Here is a 17566-nt window from a genome sequence, read left to right as displayed (position 1 = left end):
ATCCGCTTTAACTTCTAATTTCCCTACGCATAAAAAGGTAATAAGCAATGGCAAAACAACCTGTACTGGCGGCAATCATCCCGCTTAACTGGGGCCATACAATCATCAGGCTCTCTTTTACCGGAAGCGGACTGGGAATGGCACCTGCCATTTGCTCCATGCTCATCGGGCCGAGGCTCCGTATCGATGGCATCAATAATGTAGTGGCCGCATCAGTATAAAGCTGGTTTGGTGCAATCCGCATCATATCTAAAATAAATTCATTGTAACCCATTACCTGTGCCTGCGTAAGGTAGGCAGGGTCGGGTAAAAAGGCCCTTATAACCAGGTTAACAATAATCGGGTAAAAAACAGTAAAGAACAGCCACAGCCCCAAAGCACTCAGCGCAGCAGTAGCCGGTTGCCTGAAAACAATAGAAAGCAGGATAGATAAACTTAAATAGAAAGCAACGTACAGCAGGGTTACAAAAACAAAACCCATTATTCTGATCAGTTCCTGAGCTTCCAGCCTAACGCCTGTTAACACCAGCCCCCCACCAATCATCAGTAAGGTAAGCGAAAGAAAAAGCATGCCTACTATCATTATTGCACTGCTAAATTTAGCCAGCAGCAGGTTATCCCGGTAAATCGGCTGTGCCAAAAGCCGGGTTAAAGTTCCATTGTTCTGCTCCGAATTAATGGCATCAAAGCCCATGCTAATGCCAAGCAAGGGTGCAAGAAAACTCAGCAGTACATGGAAAGGCGGCATAGCATTATCTGTCGAGGTAAGCAGTTTCAGGTACATAAAAGCATGGTCGGGATCGTTCGTATTGGTAAAGGCCGTTCTAATATTGCTTACCGAAACATATAAAGAAGCCACAAAGGTTAACAGCACCAGGCCAACTAATACCAAAAAGCGCCAGCTCCTGATATGATCGGCAATTTCTTTTCGGATGATTACGCCAAAGGCCCTGTTTGGATGAGATGAGCCCTTATATTTCTTATCTTTTGTGCTGCCCGAAGAAAGCGCGCTTGAAGATACCGCTTGATTTTCCATGATTTAGATTTTCATTAAAACTACTTTCAAAATATTTCTGATAGATCTCATCCAGGCCATACTCCTTACGGCTTACCTGTAAAATGCCATAACCCTTTTCCACTAAATGACGAACAATGCGGGGGGTAATATCATGCCGGGTGGTAAATTCCAGCGTATCGCCAGAAATGCCGATAGCTGTAACCTCATTCCATTGCCTCATTTCTGCTTCCAATGGCCAGGGCTGCTCTACTAATTGCGCTGTTTTAATTGTGGTAACGGCTCCTTCTTTGCCAAAAAGGTGCGCAGAAAGCGAGGCAATATCGCCCTGGGCCAGCAGTTTCCCGCCAACAAATATGCCCACCCGATCGCATACCTGCTGTACATGGTGCAGGTGGTGCGAAGAGAGCAGAACGGTTAAGCCCTGCTGCTGGCTCAGGGTTTTAATCAGGCTTAAAAATTCTTTTACCCCTGCAGGGTCTATGCCGAGTGTTGGCTCGTCGAGAATAATTACCTCAGGGTCTTTGATCAATACATCAGCCAGGCCCAGCCGCTGTTTCATGCCACGCGAAAAAATGCCGGCTTTTTTATCCATGCTGCCGGCAAGCCCCACTATATTAAGCACTGCTTTGGCCCGGTCTTTTAATGTACTTTCGTCCAGGTTGTTCAGCCTGCCCAAATAAATTAAATTTTCGAGGGCCGTCATGTGGTTATAAAAGCCCACACTATCTGGCATATAGCCCACCTTTTGCTTTACCGCAATAGGGTTTTTGGTGGCATCATATCCGCAAACATGCGCAGTGCCACTAGTGGGGTCGGTTAGCCCAAGCATCATCAATATCGAGGTGGTTTTGCCTGCGCCGTTTGGCCCGAGCAATCCAAAAATCTCACCGCGGTATACGTCCAGGTTCAGATCGTCAACCGCCCTAAAAGTTCCGTAGCTTTTGCTTAGGTTCCTGAGTTGTATGATAGGTTCCATCTTTCAAATCTGTGCTGTTAAAGGATGGATTATCTTCTGCCGTACTTGCGGATGAGGTAGTATACACTGCCAATGGCGAGCACAATCACCAAAATACCGATCCAGCCAGAAAGTAATGAAGTTTTAACAAACATGCGGAACGCCAGTTGTGTGTTCGCATTGGCGCCAGAAAGGCTAAAGGTTGCAGCATAATCTCCGGCTATGGTTTTATCCGGAACTTTTAGAAAGGCGGTAACCGTTACGCTTTTTCCGGCCTCAAGTTTACTGATCTTGGCCGGCTCAAAACGCACTTCCCAGCCGCTCGGCAGCTGGCTGCTCAGCTCCAGGTTGTTCAGGGCCAGTGTGCCGGAGTTTTTAACCTCCAGTTGCAGGTCTTTATGCCCGCCCGAGCTCACCTCCTCACTCAGCCTTCCGCTCGGCGTATTCATGGCAACACCATACGAGCCTTTTACTACCGCTTCGAGCTTAAGTAAAAGGGTATCATTGGCCGAAACGGCTTTAAGGGGGATATTGTATTTTTTAGGTGATGCATTTGCACTGGCATTAATCTCCACTGCAATTTCCTGGCTTTTGCCTGCATCCATATTAAGCGAGGTAACCTGGTTGCCTTCTACTTTGTAACTCACTACCCAGCCCTCGGGCAACGTTGCCTTCAGCTCGTAAATGGCCTGCTTTTTGGTTCCATTATGCAGGGTAGTGCTGTACCTGAAAACCTCATTCGTGGCCGCCTCAATATTAATCAGCTTGGCCGTAAAAGCCGATGGACCTGCCTTGGCTTCGTTTAATGGTTGGGCAATAGTGGCCAGTGATGGCGCAAAAAAGATGATGAAAAAAAACGCAAATCTTCCTGATAAGCGAAAACGGTTAAATGGTAATGCTGATAACATGATCTAAAATCAAAAAATAAATAATTGCTCTAAAAAATGCTTTCCTGTTTGTTTATCTGATGGAGGTTCAAAAAAAAACAACAAAATAATATTTTCAAATTCCTTTAACATTTTTTAACAATTGGCCGGTTAAGGCAGGCCAGCGCTGGTGTTTTTCGACGTTTGTTTATGGTAGCCACTAATTTTAAATAAAATAAGTTTAGCCTTGCCTGAGCGGGCTAAATGGTATCTGTTTTAAATCAAATTCTAATTAATTGTAAAGACCCAATTCGGCAATGAATGCCTGCTCAAAGTGTCCAAACCAAGCATTATCCTGTACGCTGCCAGACAGGGGAGATAGAGCAAAAATCCGTCAATTACGTCGTATTAAGAAAGAGAAGCAGAACGCTTCCCTTTAAATCACTACAATTTTGATATTACACAGGTTACAAAAGTTGCGCTTTAAGTTAGCACTGTATCGCCGAAGCATATCTTTTTTCGAGCTCCATTACTTCCATTCGGTTCTAAAAATTAAATCGCCTTTAATTTTCCCTTTACGGTTTTCCGTAAGGATTGCCCTTACTATGCTTATACTTTTGATCAACTAAACAATACAAAGCGCATTAAAATTTATAAGTTATGAAAACAAGCAATACTCTGAATTTTTTCAGGATAATGGGATTACTGGCCTTATTTGCAATTTCAGCATGTAAAGGTTCTGGAGGATCCAAATCAGAAGATCCGTTTGCTGCTACAAATTTCAACTTTTATGATCAGGATTTAGGAAAGCGTATCGAAACATACAATAAGGCCATAACCCCAGGCCATAATCCGAAAAGAGGTACCCCGGCACTTTATATTGATTTTTCATCTGGTATAAATAAGGCCTTTAATGACCCTGTGATTAAAAGTATGATGTCGGCCTGCTTCAACACCGTTCTTGCCCAGCAGTTTGAAGTTTACAAATTAGGCTCCAAAAAAATATCATTATTAAACGTAGCCAATACAACCGAATTGGGCCAACAGGTAAGTGATCCGAAGCAATACGTTGATATTTGGGCACCTTTGCAAGCTACAGTAGAGAAAATTGTTGCCGGCAACAACGATGCGCTCCTGATTACCGATTTTGAGGAGTGGCAAAATAACATAGAGGTTACAAATACGGCCTTTTTAAAAATCCCCTTCTCCCAATGGCTTGCAAAAGGAAATGCGGTCCATTTTTTTATTGCCGATTATAAAGAAGGAAAGGTTAACAAACATCTTTACTTTACCATATTCAGCTGTGGTAATCCTGATGCAGGAAGCATAATTTCAAAACTCGAATCAAAACTTTCGCCATCAACAACCAGATTTGATTTATCGAACAGTGCTTATAAGCTATCTACAGTATATCCTTCAGAAAAATCAGGCGGTATTTTTTATGATGAAAGTGCAAAATCAGATAAGGCAAAAAACATCCTCGATTTAAAGGAAGGTTACATTAACGGCCTTAAAAATGGGCACAACTTTGAGTTTTATCCACTTGGTTTAGATTGGAAAAACATCGATCAACTGCATATTACATACGCTGGCCAAAATCAATTTAACGATTTCTTCCGGAAGCTGTTGATTGATCTGAGTAACGGGGATAGTTACACTTTCGGAAACTTCAGCGTAAAAGTTTCGGATGTGACAGCTGATTTCGAAAATTTTGCCAAAGCTGAAGAAGCTAAAAAACATCAGCCAAAATTAACCAAAGGAAATAATGGCGAGGCCAAGTTCTCTGACAAAGAAAGTGATGCAATTGCACTCGAATGCTATAATACCGAAGGGAAATTAAAAGAGCAATGGATTTACAAACCACAGGCAGCGAACCCAATAAATGAGGTTTTTACCTTAAATCAAACCCTGTTTACAAATACCAAAGCGCTAAATCCAAAACAGGTTGAACTTGGTGTTTCTTTTGACCCTAAGTTTAGTCTCGTTAACATCCATAATCCTGATGGATTAGTTAAGGTGGATATTTTATTAAATGCTGCCACACCTAATCTACAAGGCACAAAAATGTCAAAATTCGAGTGGATTAATGCCAAAAGCACTCCCAATACCGCTTTATCCGAATCTATAAAAAACACCTTACAGGAACTTAAACCTGTAGATAAAGTAGTGTACTCATACTATATCAAAACTAAACAGTAATCCAAAATCATTAAAATAAATTCTAAAATGGAATCAACTTCAGCTTACATCATCTCGATCATTACCGCATTGATCTTTCTTCTTTTATCTGCCATCATTGCAAACGCTATCAAATTTGAAGGGGGGAGTAATCCCAAAGACCCACAGGCACGTAAAACCTGGTTTTGGATATTAGCCATCTTAAATCCTGCTGTATGTTTTCTATTGGGCTATTATGCGTTCAAGCCAGAAGCAAACATTATGGTATTGAATAATTATGTAACAGCCTTGAGTATAGGTACAGCTATCGGTTTTATTCTCTACATCATCATCGGTTTTGTAATGAGCAAAATATTTTCCACCGGAAAAATCGGCCACTGGTTTTAATCCCTAATCAAAACATCAATGGATAAATTATTCGTAATCGCGATAGGCGGTACCGGGATGCGCTGTTTGGAAGCCTTTACCCACTTGTGTGGAATCGGAATGTTCGACAATCAGGAAATCGAAATCCTCACGCTTGATACCGATCAAAATAATGGGAACAAAGGGCGGGTTGAAGAACTGATCGGCCTTTATAACCGGATCAAAACAACCGGCTCAAGTGTAGGCGGAACACCAAATGCAAATACTTTCTTTTCAGCCAAACTGAATTTACACCGGTTTTTTACCAATTATGCCGGCCCTGGAAGGGAAACTTATAAGAACATTAGCAAAATTACCACGGGCTCAACCGAGCAGCAGAAAGCCAATAAATTAATCTCTGATCTGTTTCTGGACAATGGCTCAGTACAGGAATTTGCATTGGATCATGGCTACCGGGCCCAAACCCACCTGGGTTCTATGCTGATGTACCATGGCATTGTTGAAGCAGCGCGGAATATTATAAAAGGTTCTGAGGTACAATCGCAGGAAAGGGAATTAGATGCTTTTATGGGTAAACTGGAAAGTGCTGGTGCAAATGCGAGGGTTTTTATTTTTGGGTCTATATTTGGCGGTACAGGTGCATCTTCTATTCCAGTAATTCCAAAGGCGTTACAGGATTTCGTAAAAATCCGTTCTAACGGTAATGCCAGTATCGATTTTGCTAAAGCCAAATTTGGCTCAACATTATTAACAGCGTATTTTACCTTTAACAAACCCGATGATAAACAAAAGGCAAGCAAAGCGAATAGTGTAATCGCCGATTCGTCATTCTTTCCTTTAAACAGTCAGGCTGCGCTGCAGTTTTATCAGAGCGATCCTACGGTTCAGAAGTGTTACAAGCTATTGTACCATATCGGCTGGCCGATAGAAAGCAAAAAAATTGATGGCAACAACATTTCCAATCAGACCATAACTGGAGGAAGCGAGCAAAAAAACCCATGTCATATTACAGAATTGTTATGTGCCTGTGCAGCATACGATTTCTTTACCCGAAGCGATGGTTTAAACAGTGCAAAAGCAGATTACCTGTATAAAGCAGTAGAATTTAAAGATAATTCGTTCAATTTCTCTTTTGACGACTTTATAGGCAATGAAAATAAATCAGGTGAAATATTTGTAAATAAACTCGGCGCCTTTTTCTCGCTGGCACACATTTCTTTAACCAAAAACGGTGGCGCTTTTGATGATGCAGGTATAAAAGGTTTCATCAAACAATGTGAGAATCAAAAACTCAACCAATACAGTACCATTACCGATGCAGAATGCAAAGATATAAACGAATACTTTAAACTCTTTGCCTACACATTCAAGGATGCCAAATTTATACCGGGCTGGCTTTACCAGGTTAGAAACTCTGTTGCCCCAGGCAGGTTCCTCTTTGATAGCAAGGCATTCCCTGATAACCCTTCCGAACTAAAAAAACTGGATGTTGGAACCATTTTCCTGGATGAAAAACACCATTGGAGTAAAGGGGGGCTTTTTAGGGACCGCTATGATCTTTTCGTCGAAAAACTGATCAATACCAATCCCAAAGACGAGCAAAAAGTAAATACCACCAAGGAGAAATTCCTTGCGCACATTTTTAATGCACTTACCATTTCACAAAACTTCGATATAAACTAAAGAACCATGTCAGATAAAAGAATCAAAGCCCTGGCGATAAAAGTTCATCCTAAAACAGAGCCGAACGGAGTCGAATTTGCCTGGGATAAAATTCCCCAGCTTGAAGTATTTACAAAAAACATCCTGATACCCGAAATCGCAGTTGATCAGGACGGAAATTCTTCTGTTAATATCGGAACAATTGTATCTGGTATACCTTCTGTATTTGCCAGGGCCAATTTATTCAAAAATGCCATAGATAATATCCGCGATAAAGATGCTGAAGCATCAGGTTTAATGTTGTTCTATAAGTCCCTGATCAGTGAATGGAAAGGATTGATCAGTTGTATAGCCTTAAACTATAAAGATATAGAAACGAATAGGATTCATCTATCTTATTCAGACGGAGGTCATTTAAATACAACAGAAAATATATACGAACCCACTGGTGCATTTGGCAATATGCTATTCGAGCGAAAACCCTTATGGTGTGATCAATCTTTAGCAAATAATGCAGATAAAATACCCTTTATTGATGTAATGTCTTTTAAGGGTAACGTTATCGGTGGAACTTCTCCAGACAGTTTTGTTTTTACTTCGGTATCGTACCAGATTAAGGAAAAATTCCCTTTCATCAACGTACAGAACGGAAAATTTATCGATCCTTTACAATCTGAGATTAATCCGCAGGAACTTTTTACACTGTATGGTTACGCCAAACACATTCTGGATAATATTGAAAGGTTCAGGTTAAATTATGCCGGAGTAGAAGAACTGATCAGGCCAGAATATGGAAATATTTCGACCTGTATCCAAGCCTGGATGAGCGAGATGGTTATTTATCAGCAGGCAAAGGGATATCCAAAACTTGATAAATCTACACCGCCCGAAGTTGGCTCTTTATTCAATTATCCTTTTAGCCTGCTTTTCAACTATTCTACAGAATTATACGGTTCGGAGGGGATTATCTATAACGAATCGAAAGAAGGAAGTATCCTATTTGATCCGAAAGATTTATTGCTTCCGGATACTACCGAGATTGCCCAGATAGATTTTGGCAGAGAAGGGATGGAAACCCGGAACTTTCTAAAATCAAAACCCATATTGCTATTGGCGGCCGAAACCAAGGGCCAGCTGAACAGCTACGTTTATTTTACACTCCCATTAACACCGTTGGCTCTAAATGTTTTTGGTGCTACGCTTGACGCATTGGTGGGTATTTCGGAATCATCTAACGTAAAATCGAGAATTACCGCTATTTACGACCCAGCAGATAAAGACGGCGAACGTTTAATCGTTCAGTTAAAACTATATACCGAAACCGGAAAAGAGATTGTTAAAGAGGTAATTTATAAGGTAACCTCCGAATTGATCAGTGGAAAAGACATTTTAATGTGGCCTAATTTTATATCCAAACAATGGAACCGATATTTTCTTTACTCAGAAATACCGCATAACGACGCTAAGTTTCAGGCTACGCCATTTATCGGAAATGTTGATGATGATTTTTTCAGGATAGTTTTAGATGAGAAGGGTATCCCTTTATACCTCGCCAATAACGGAAAAGCAGCAGTAATTCCGGAAAAATACGGTAACATCAAAGCGCAACTTCATATTGCCTCGAACAATGCAGTGGCCGACAATAAATACAAATACGAAATATACGAAAGCAATAAACCTTTTAAAGGGATAAAATTTGCACACGCTGGGGTTGATTGTGGTTTTGGGATTATCCGTTACGACGGATCTGGCAATACACAATCTTTACCCATAAACATGTTAAACGCTCCGAGGGCATTATCTCCGGCCTTTTTGGGTGTCGACTTTGGCAGTACAAATTCATCGATTGCTTACTTTTCCGATCAACGGAATGAGGTTTGCGAAAATTTAAAACTGACCAATAAGAGGGTGTCATTGCTGGCCAGCGACAGCAAAAACAATGACGAGAGGCCAGCAGTAGAAGATGAGATTTTCTTCTTTCAGAACGACGAAATCCTGACCAATTCCATTAAATCCGTATTAACAATACACGATTCGAGAAGGGTTGTGAACGATGGCAACATCCAAATTAATTCATTAATGGCGCAGGCGGTAAAAGGTGGTTTTCCATGTTTTGAAAAAAACCTGCCCATTGAAAATGCAGAAAACAACAGGTACATTTTAGGTTATAACCGGATTGGCAGGGCCGAGCTGGTGTACAACATGAAATGGTCTACACAACAGATTGATAAAAGCTATAAAACGGCCTATCTCAGCACCTTGCTCCTTCATGTATACGCACAGTTATTTATTGAAGGGCACGAACCGCATACTTTAAAATGGTCTTATCCATCATCAATGGGCAAGGAATTGCTGAGCGAGTACAGGGGAATATGGGACTCGCTCAAAGAAATATCACCAATTGAAAGCAACGTTAAATTAAAAACCTTCCCTCCTTCTGATCTTTCAGATATCGGCGACACATCGGGCAGTAATAGCTGGGGATCTCCGGTAGCTGCATCTGGATGGGGCAGTCAGGCTTCAGCCCCTACAGCCACAACCTCGGCCTGGGGTTCAGCAGAAACGGTGAATGCCGGATGGGGTGAACAACCTAAAGCAGATACTGCTGCAGGTTGGGGCAATGAGGCCCAAAAAATAGTTACAGCTGTTGATATCAAAACTGAAACCGGCCCGGTAAGGTTCGATTTCAAAAAGTTAAGCAATGAAGAATCCTTATCCGAAGCTTGTGCCGTAGCAAATTACCTGGTTCGCCCAAATGGGGGTTATTCGATTAACCCCGGAGAGTTAGTACTCTGTTTCGATATCGGTGGTAGTACAACGGATATTACTGCATTGTGCCAAATGGAAGGTGGAAAGGCAATGATCAAACAGAACTCAATCCGTTTCGCTGCCGAACGTGTGGCACAGGCAACCAAGTTTTCTCCAAATTTTAAAAATGTGCTGCTCAGGATATGCGAAAAGAAAAAAATATCAATCCAGGGACTAAATTCCGGCACACCTAAATTTAACGAAAATACAGCTCCATATTATTTTGAGCAGGTTGTTGATCGCTTAGAGGCATCAGACTTTGAAACTTTTTACCTTTTAATTGCTGCTGAGTGTAAAGAAATGATGAGCATTAACCTGTATGTTACAGGCCTGATCATGTTTTATGCAGGTCAGCTTGCCTATAAATTAAGGAATGAAATTGTAAAATCTGAAGATGCCCCTCCAGCGGTTAAAGCCATCCCGCCTAAAATAAAAATTGCTTTTGCAGGAAAGGGCGCCAGGATATTCGACTGGTTTACAGCAGTAAATCCCGCCGCAGCCGATGATTATTATTCGCAGATGTTTATCAGGGGAATGGGTGGAGAAGCAGTGGCTAAACAAACCATTAGTCCGATCACAACCAGTCCGTTAAAGATAATCGATATCAATTCGCAGCGCGGAACAGACAATGCAGATGTTAAATACGAAGTATCGAAAGGTTTGGCAATCCCAACCAATATCACCAGTATTCTGGTGCCTACCAATAAACAGGCCATTGAGATATTAGGTGAAGATAATTTCTGTGTAGTTACTCCAAATGGTGAATTTAAGTACCTGGAATCGACCAATTCCATTACCCCTGAAATGCTGGAGCATATCGGGAACCACTTTATCTGCCTGCCACAGGAAGGCAAGCCGCATTGCCCAAGGTTTATGGACTTTGCAGACCTGTTTTATAAGGTCTCATCGAGCATGTTCGGTTTGAAAATGAATGCAACAGATTTTATGGCCGGTTTTCAGGATATGAACATCGAAAACTATATCAAAGGAGAGCCGGATTTTATCAAAGCGCAAAAGCGGAAACACGACGATCAGAAAGATTTCGATTATGTGGCTCCAATCATCATTCTGGAAGGCATGAAATTCTTCGAAAAACACTTGCTTAAGGGTATTCAAAAACAATAGTGGTGATGAAATTCTGTGTATTGGCAAAAATATCGAAGCGGACAGTTTCTTTCTGGTATCAATCAGACAGTAACCCTTATGCTCCATTAAAAATGAAGGAATCGAATGAAATTCCTTTATACTTTTATGTAAATGGCAACGATTTTATTTTTGGGGCCGCAGCGAGGGAACGTTTCTATAAGAATGATCCACATGCTTATGGCAATTACTTTGAAATTACAAAGGATCCCAGTAAACACTTTATTATTTACGGCAACAAAAAGCCTGTTAAACAGCTATTTTATTACGGTATTGAACAATACCTATCGCACTTTTTAAATACGGTATTATACAAAGCCGATTCTATCGAATCGTACAGACAGCAGTTCCCTTTACGCTTTTTATTTGATGACGATATTGAAGACAACGAAAAATCCCTTATCGAAACCCTGTTCCAGGAAGCCGGTTACTTTAATTTAGACCGCGTCGGGTATAACCATACACTTTTTAACATTCTGGCTCAAAAACAGGTACTGCCAAACAATAAGGCTATCCTGCTAATGAATGGTATTGATGATGTACTTTATCTAAAACTTTATAAAAATATTAAGGCCGATGTGCTGGGCTCAGCCAAACTGGTAGGTCAGGGTGCAGATCCAAGGGTAAAAATATTGGCCGATATGATTGTAGAATACATTATTCTCCAAAACTCTTATCTGTCGATTAATAAAGAGAACGAAATTTCTTTTCTGCTGCCGTTCTGTGCAGGTTTACTTCAAAATATCAATCCGATTATTAATGGTGAGGCTGAACTATCAGACGGAAACCGGTACTGGTTTAATATAAAGGGGAAAAACCTAAACGACAGGCTTCATTATTATGCCAATGATGGAATGATTTTCAGGGCAATAGACGACCTGTTGAAGGTAAATAACTTATCGGCTGATAATGTGATGATCTTACTTGGATCAGAAGAAATCAACACACTTTATTTTTCCGAAAAACTGCTTAAAAAATATCACCATGTTGTCGCATTACGACCACTTGATGTTAAAGATACCATGCAGTCTATTTTTCAGGAAATTGCCAGTATCAATTACAGTGTTAAAATAAAAGCACCTACTGCAGCACCGGTAATAACAAGGCCTCCGCTACCAACCCCTAAACCACCACCACCTTTGCCACCAAAAAAAGAAAGTGGCGCTCCAAAATCGGTGAATATCCCCAAGCTACCCGAATTAAAAGTACCGCAAAGCACAAAAAATAATTCAGTAAAACCACCACCGCTGCCTCCTAAAAAAAGTTAGGTGCATCAATTAAAACATAATAAAATGGCTATACAAATAGAAAAAAGAAAACCTGTATCACTAACCATGGAAGAACCAGGTTTAAATAACATTATTGCCGGTTTAGGTTGGGATACAGCCCTTGTAAACGGGCATTCTGTAGATCTCGACCTATCGTTATTTATGCTCGGCGAAAATGGTAAACTCATTGCCGATGAATACTTTGTTTTTTATAACAATAATACCAGCCCAGATGGTTCTGTTCATTACCCTGGCGATAGCAGAGGTGGCGAAGGTGATGGCGATGATGAAGTAATCCATATCGATTTATCCAAAATAGACCCAAGAGTTGAGTTCCTTTATTTTGCGGTAACCATCGATCAAAGCGAAGAAAGAGGCCATCATTTTGGCCACGTTCAAAACTCCTACATCAATATCAGAAACAATGCCGATAAATCGGTTCTGTGCCAATATATGCTTAAGGAAGAATTTACAAATGAAGATTCCCTCATGATTGCCTCTTTATCCAGAAATGGTGGTGAGTGGAATGTCGAGGCCCTTGGCCAGGCTTTTTCTGGTGGCCTTAATACATTAATAGAATTATATCAATAAAAGATGAGCAGTTTTAACTTAAATAAGGGAGATCGGTTCTCCCTTTCAAAGGCAGCGCCCGGACTAACCGTTGTAAAAATTGGAATGGGCTGGAATCCTAACGACCAACAGGGAGGACCAGAATTCGACCTCGATGTTTCGGCCTTTTCGATAGGCAGTGATTTTAAAATCCCTTCTGATTCTTACTTTACCTTTTACGGGCAGATAAGGATGGGCAATAAAATTGAGGATAAGATAGAAAAAGGCCTATTTAGGCCATTTACTGAAGATGGAGCAATTATCGGCGCTATAGATGATCCGGATGGAACCAGAAGTGATGGCGACGACGATGAAGATATGTTTATTGATTTATCCAAAGTCAGCGATAAAATCGAACAGATTATCATTTGCTGTACGATCTGTAAATACCCTCATGACAATAAAAAAGACAGGAGAACATTAGACCTGGACTTTGGAAAAGTAAACGATTGTTACATCAGAATCGTTGACGAAAGTAATGGTTCGGAAATATTGCGTTACGACCTGAAAGACCAGTATACCAATGAAGATGCTGTAGAATTTGGACGTTTATTCCGTGTTGGCAATAGCTGGGAATTTGAAGCAATGGGCAGGCCGCACACCGGTAGTTTACAAACTTTAGTTGATATGTACACCTAAACAATATAAAATTATGGCATTTGATTTAAATAAAAAGGATGATTCTAAAAAGGAACCATCTAAATTTGATCTTTCTAAAGGAGAGGTTGAGCTCCCAGCTCCAAGGTCACGGGCGTGGTTAATTGGACTGTTTGGGATATTAATTGTTGGTGGTGGTATCTGGTATTATTCATCTAATAAAACGTTAGATACTGTTGCAAAAGAGCCCACCCAAAATGTTTCTTCAGATCCGGTCGCCGTGGCTAAAGCCATAACACCGACAAAAGAAAAAGTTGATGGTACAGACACAACAGCTGCGCCGATAAAGGCTTTGGGAACCGAAGAAAAATCAAACAAAAAAAACAGACTGGATGATGCTTCGCCTAAATTAGAAACTGCAGCACTAAAAGCATTAAATCATACGGTACCGGTAACATTTGCCCGGGGAACATCATCTTTTGCAAGCATTAACAAACCTTTAATTAAACGCATTTTGGCACATTTAGCCAAAAACCCTACGGCGTCCATCCATATTGATGGTTATGCAAGCAGTGATGGCCCCTTAGCAGTAAATCAACAGATATCGCAGTTGAGGGCAGAGGCATTTAAAAATCATTTAACCTCACTGAATATTGAAGCAGCTCGGATAAGCACTATAGGAAAAGGCATTGAAAATCCGATTGCATCAAATAGCACCAATACTGGAAGAAAAAAGAATAGGCGTGTTGAAATTACATTTCTATAAGCTAACCATTTAAGAAAAACCTGTGGCAAAAAGACGCACAAAGAAAACAAAACAAAGGGGTTTTAAGGAAATCTTAATCTTATTGGGGATGCTGTTTAGCAGCATCCTTTTTATTATCAAAATAATTATCGGGCGCATTGGCTGGTTAGAAGTTTTTGCTCCGATAGTAACCATATTTTGTATCCTTTTTATTCTATCAGTGTTAAAAACTGCATTGAGAAAGGTATAGCAAAATTTTTATAGGATGGGTGCCTGATAGATGAATATGCTATCAGGCATTTTAATATAAGAAAGCAATGATTTATTTAATCTTTCATCTCTTATTTTTTAAGTGGTTGCAGTTTTGGTTTCCGCCACTCCCAGGGCGCTACCGCATCAGCTTCCTGCCATAGCCCTGTTTTATGCTTCCTTGCTTCAACTTCCAGCTGAGCATATAATGGGTCACTCGAATATTTTTTAAAATGCCAGGCCATGCCCTGTTTAATCATTTCCTGGTTCACCACCTGTTTTTTGCTGTTAATCACCACAGCAATTAACCTTTTATAGCGATCGTATTTCTGGCCTTGCACACTCACGATTTGCCCAAAACACAAATCGGAAAGTGCTTTTTTAGCATTATTGCCAAAAGGTTGCGAACCACGTTTCTCAGGACAATCGATATGTGCCAAACGGATCTTAATGGGCTGGTTTTCGTACAGTACTTCCATGGTATCGCCATCCATAATCCGGATCACTTTGGCGGTAAAAACAAGATGATTGTAGTTTCTTAGTGGTTTGCTTTCGCCTGGTGGGATGAAACAAGCCTGGAGCGTAAACAATAAAACCAATAAACTTACTTTTCCCAACCGCATAATGTTTTTCCGTCTTTTTTGGCTTTTTCTATATCCACCTTTATAATTTTATACGTGCAATTGCCTAAACCGCGGCAACTGGAGGTATAGTGGTATTTTTTAGCGCCAGGACTGTTGCAAATGTACACGCTTGTATTTTCTTTACAAGTAATGTTGACAACGAAAAAAATTAATAAGGAGAGGGTTTTCATGATGGGGGGATTGATTATGAAAAAGATGAACGATTAACAGCTGTGTATAAGTAGAATATGGTAAATGTAGAAATAATTATGGCTTATGGTTTCCTTGAATGAAATCATTGATTACAGGCTCCAGGCTAGAAGCTAAGTCGGTTGTTCGCAGATCAAACTTCTTCACCTTCATGGCTTTGAACCAATCTGTCCAATATTGCTTAATTACATCTTCTTCGTAAGGATTTTTAACGGAAGGATTAATGCCTAAAACAATAATTTCGAGGTCCTTTAAATTATAGGGAAAAGAAATAAAGCCCAGGTTGTTTTTCTTCATTATACTTTGGTAATTTGCTGTGTTGAGCTTTTTTAAGCTTAGAAATTCTGGGGTGATATAAGAGCTTTTGCCTTTTATCTCAATTTTACTGTTTTTGTGGTACATGTAACCATCCGTTAATATCACCAGAATATTCCGATGTTGCGGTTTAATACAGTACTGCTGTACATTGTTTTTGAAGAATCTCCAGATGTCGGAGCCAACGTAATTGCCATCTTTAATCGCATACTGATAAATTTTGGCAGGATTATCGGTATAAACCCTGTCTATATTCTGGAAGTCCTTTTTGCTCGTTTTAGGATTAAAATCAACTTTTAATTTTTGGCTTAACTGATCAATGTTCGTAATTTTAGGAATTGGATTAAAGAATACCTGCATCTGGTCTTTTAAAAGAAGCATCTTCTTTTTCATTACATGATCTACAAAAACCTTTTCTACGGATTTAATATATTGAAGGTCGCGCTGATAAAGTCCAGGGTTTCTTTTAGGGTCGATCCGATCAGATAAATCTAACAAAAAGCTAATGTTCAGGTTTTGGGCCTTACTTTCCTTTATAAAAACACCAACAAATAAAGGGATCAAGAAAAAGGTTAATAATTTCGGTTTCATGGTGCCGGGTTTATAAAGTAGATACATAAACAGAATTTTGTGAATCTTCACTGGCACCTACACTTTTAAGGTTTTCGTGATAACAGGTAATACATTCGTTTTCGAGTGCACTTTTTTCGTATTGAGATATATGGAGTTTCTGATTGATGAAGGTAATCCAGCCTTGCATATATTCTGAAGCATACAATACGTACTCTTTGGTGGGGATAATTACCGCATCAATTATTCTTTGTAGTGAGGTAACGCGTCCTTGTGCTTCTAACGATGATTTCTTAATTTCATTAAGTTCTTCTATCAGTTTCCCTTTTTGCATTTCGATATCCGTTATCCTATCCTGATGAATTTGGATGTCTTTTTTTCTGCGGAGCTGCTCATGTTTGATTTTGTCTTTCTCGCGGTGTTCTTTCATGATAAAATCGAACACTACGCCCCAGATGAGGTACACCACAAAACCCGCGAATATAATTCCCCAGAACTGGATTTTGCCAAAGGCAACGAAAATTCCAAATTTGTCATCTTCTGCAGTTTTATTTAGTTCATAAATCTTCTCTTCGATCTGGTAAGCCAGTATAGCATCGAATAAAAGGGATGTGGTAAAAAGGATTCCGATTTTGAAATAATTCCATTTGCTTTTAACCTCACCGAACATATGGATCAAATAACCCAAACCCAGGAACACAAAAGGGATAAAGGTGACAAATAAACCTTCCAGCGAACCGTCCTGCCAGGCCTTTTCAAAAGCTTTTGCATCAAGAATATTCATAACGACGGTGACACTGTTCGCATCTAACAGTTTAAAAAAAGCCGAATAAGAGGTGGAAATATAAAAGGTAAACAAATACAAGCTTAAAGGCATCAGGATGATCAGACCGATCCAAAATTTTGTTGAGGCACCTTTTGAAGCACTGACGTGATATTTTTCCGGATCCCTCGCCAGCTCATTAATTTCGAATTTTAACTCTTCGATATTGTCTTTTACCTTTCTGATATTGCTTTCTACCTGCGTAATCTGCTGTTTTTTGCTTTCTTCGCTGATAGCAAGAGTTTTGATTTCAGTTTCCTTGCTTTTATGCTCATTAATATAAGGCTCTTTTGCCAGTTGCTGTTTTTCTACCAGCTCTTTTTCTTCGTTTTGAAACCTGGCATAAATGGCGTTCAGGCATATCGAAAGGGCCAGTGGGCTACCGCTGTTCCGCGATCCATCTCTAAAACCGGCTTCGTGATAGGTCCTTTTTCTTACTTCTTCAGCTTCTTCGGCAACAGGTTCCTTGATCTCCACATTTTCATCCTGAGGCGCTTCAGCTGTTTTTGGGTTAAAAAATTCTTCTATTTGGGCAATCATAACATTAAGTTTTGAGTTTGA

The 17566-nt window shown here is 40.1% G+C and carries 14 protein-coding genes; 8 read left to right on the top strand and 6 right to left on the bottom strand.

Going from position 1 to position 17566, the window contains the following annotated elements:
- Positions 1-7 precede the first annotated feature (7 nt).
- Genes ASU31_RS02820 through ASU31_RS02810 form a run of 3 tightly spaced genes read right to left on the bottom strand, consistent with a single transcriptional unit; the run spans position 8 to position 2881 of the window.
- Positions 8-1036, bottom strand: coding sequence for an ABC transporter permease (locus tag ASU31_RS02820; RefSeq protein ID WP_083505249.1), 1029 nt, complete (start codon positions 1034-1036; stop codon positions 8-10).
- Positions 981-1994 carry an ABC transporter ATP-binding protein gene (locus ASU31_RS02815; protein WP_057930888.1) on the bottom strand — a complete coding sequence of 338 codons (1014 nt, stop codon included), beginning with the start codon at positions 1992-1994 and terminating at the stop codon, positions 981-983. Before ASU31_RS02815 ends, ASU31_RS02820 begins: the two co-directional genes overlap by 56 nt.
- A 29-nt stretch (positions 1995-2023) precedes the next feature.
- Positions 2024-2881: a COG1470 family protein gene (locus ASU31_RS02810; protein ID WP_057930887.1), complete on the bottom strand. Its 858-nt coding sequence runs from the start codon at positions 2879-2881 to the stop codon at positions 2024-2026.
- A gap of 618 nt (positions 2882-3499) precedes the next feature.
- On the opposite strand from ASU31_RS02810, the gene ASU31_RS02805 reads away from it, so the two are divergent.
- The 8 genes from ASU31_RS02805 to ASU31_RS02770 are packed head-to-tail and all read left to right on the top strand — an operon-like array spanning position 3500 to position 14236.
- Positions 3500-5038 (top strand): hypothetical protein, encoded by a 1539-nt coding sequence (locus ASU31_RS02805; protein WP_057930886.1) that lies wholly within the window; start codon positions 3500-3502, stop codon positions 5036-5038.
- 27 nt (positions 5039-5065) lie between these two features.
- A complete protein-coding gene (locus ASU31_RS02800) occupies positions 5066-5404 on the top strand; it encodes a hypothetical protein (RefSeq protein ID WP_057930885.1) in 339 nt (112 codons plus the stop codon).
- Between the two features lie 18 nt (positions 5405-5422).
- Positions 5423-7066 carry a hypothetical protein gene (locus ASU31_RS02795; RefSeq protein WP_057930884.1) on the top strand — a complete coding sequence of 548 codons (1644 nt, stop codon included), beginning with the start codon at positions 5423-5425 and terminating at the stop codon, positions 7064-7066.
- A 6-nt stretch (positions 7067-7072) separates the two neighbouring features.
- A complete protein-coding gene (locus ASU31_RS02790) occupies positions 7073-10978 on the top strand; it encodes a hypothetical protein (protein WP_057930883.1) in 3906 nt (1301 codons plus the stop codon).
- A gap of 5 nt (positions 10979-10983) precedes the next feature.
- Positions 10984-12264 carry a hypothetical protein gene (locus tag ASU31_RS02785; RefSeq protein WP_057930882.1) on the top strand — a complete coding sequence of 427 codons (1281 nt, stop codon included), beginning with the start codon at positions 10984-10986 and terminating at the stop codon, positions 12262-12264.
- A 24-nt stretch (positions 12265-12288) separates the two neighbouring features.
- Positions 12289-12855 (top strand): TerD family protein, encoded by a 567-nt coding sequence (locus tag ASU31_RS02780; RefSeq protein ID WP_057930881.1) that lies wholly within the window; start codon positions 12289-12291, stop codon positions 12853-12855.
- 3 nt (positions 12856-12858) lie between these two features.
- Positions 12859-13512, top strand: coding sequence for a TerD family protein (locus tag ASU31_RS02775; protein WP_057930880.1), 654 nt, complete (start codon positions 12859-12861; stop codon positions 13510-13512).
- A 13-nt stretch (positions 13513-13525) separates the two neighbouring features.
- Positions 13526-14236, top strand: a complete 711-nt coding sequence (locus ASU31_RS02770; RefSeq protein WP_057930879.1) for an OmpA family protein — start codon at positions 13526-13528, stop codon at positions 14234-14236.
- Positions 14237-14556: 320 nt separating this feature from the next.
- Here ASU31_RS02770 and ASU31_RS02765 read toward each other — a convergent pair whose 3' ends face one another.
- The 3 genes from ASU31_RS02765 to ASU31_RS02755 form a co-directional block, all read right to left on the bottom strand.
- Positions 14557-15087: a thermonuclease family protein gene (locus ASU31_RS02765; RefSeq protein WP_057930878.1), complete on the bottom strand. Its 531-nt coding sequence runs from the start codon at positions 15085-15087 to the stop codon at positions 14557-14559.
- Between the two features lie 267 nt (positions 15088-15354).
- A complete protein-coding gene (locus ASU31_RS02760) occupies positions 15355-16203 on the bottom strand; it encodes a hypothetical protein (protein WP_057931083.1) in 849 nt (282 codons plus the stop codon).
- Between the two features lie 10 nt (positions 16204-16213).
- The gene (locus tag ASU31_RS02755; protein WP_057931082.1) at positions 16214-17545 is read right to left on the bottom strand and encodes a hypothetical protein; all 1332 of its coding nucleotides are present in this window, start codon (positions 17543-17545) and stop codon (positions 16214-16216) included.
- Positions 17546-17566 lie beyond the last annotated feature (21 nt).

The organism is Pedobacter ginsenosidimutans (assembly GCF_001442625.1).
Taxonomy (GTDB): Bacteria; Bacteroidota; Bacteroidia; order Sphingobacteriales; family Sphingobacteriaceae; genus Pedobacter; species Pedobacter ginsenosidimutans.
Note: the sequence above shows the minus strand (reverse complement) of the source record. Positions and strands in the feature narration are given on the sequence as shown.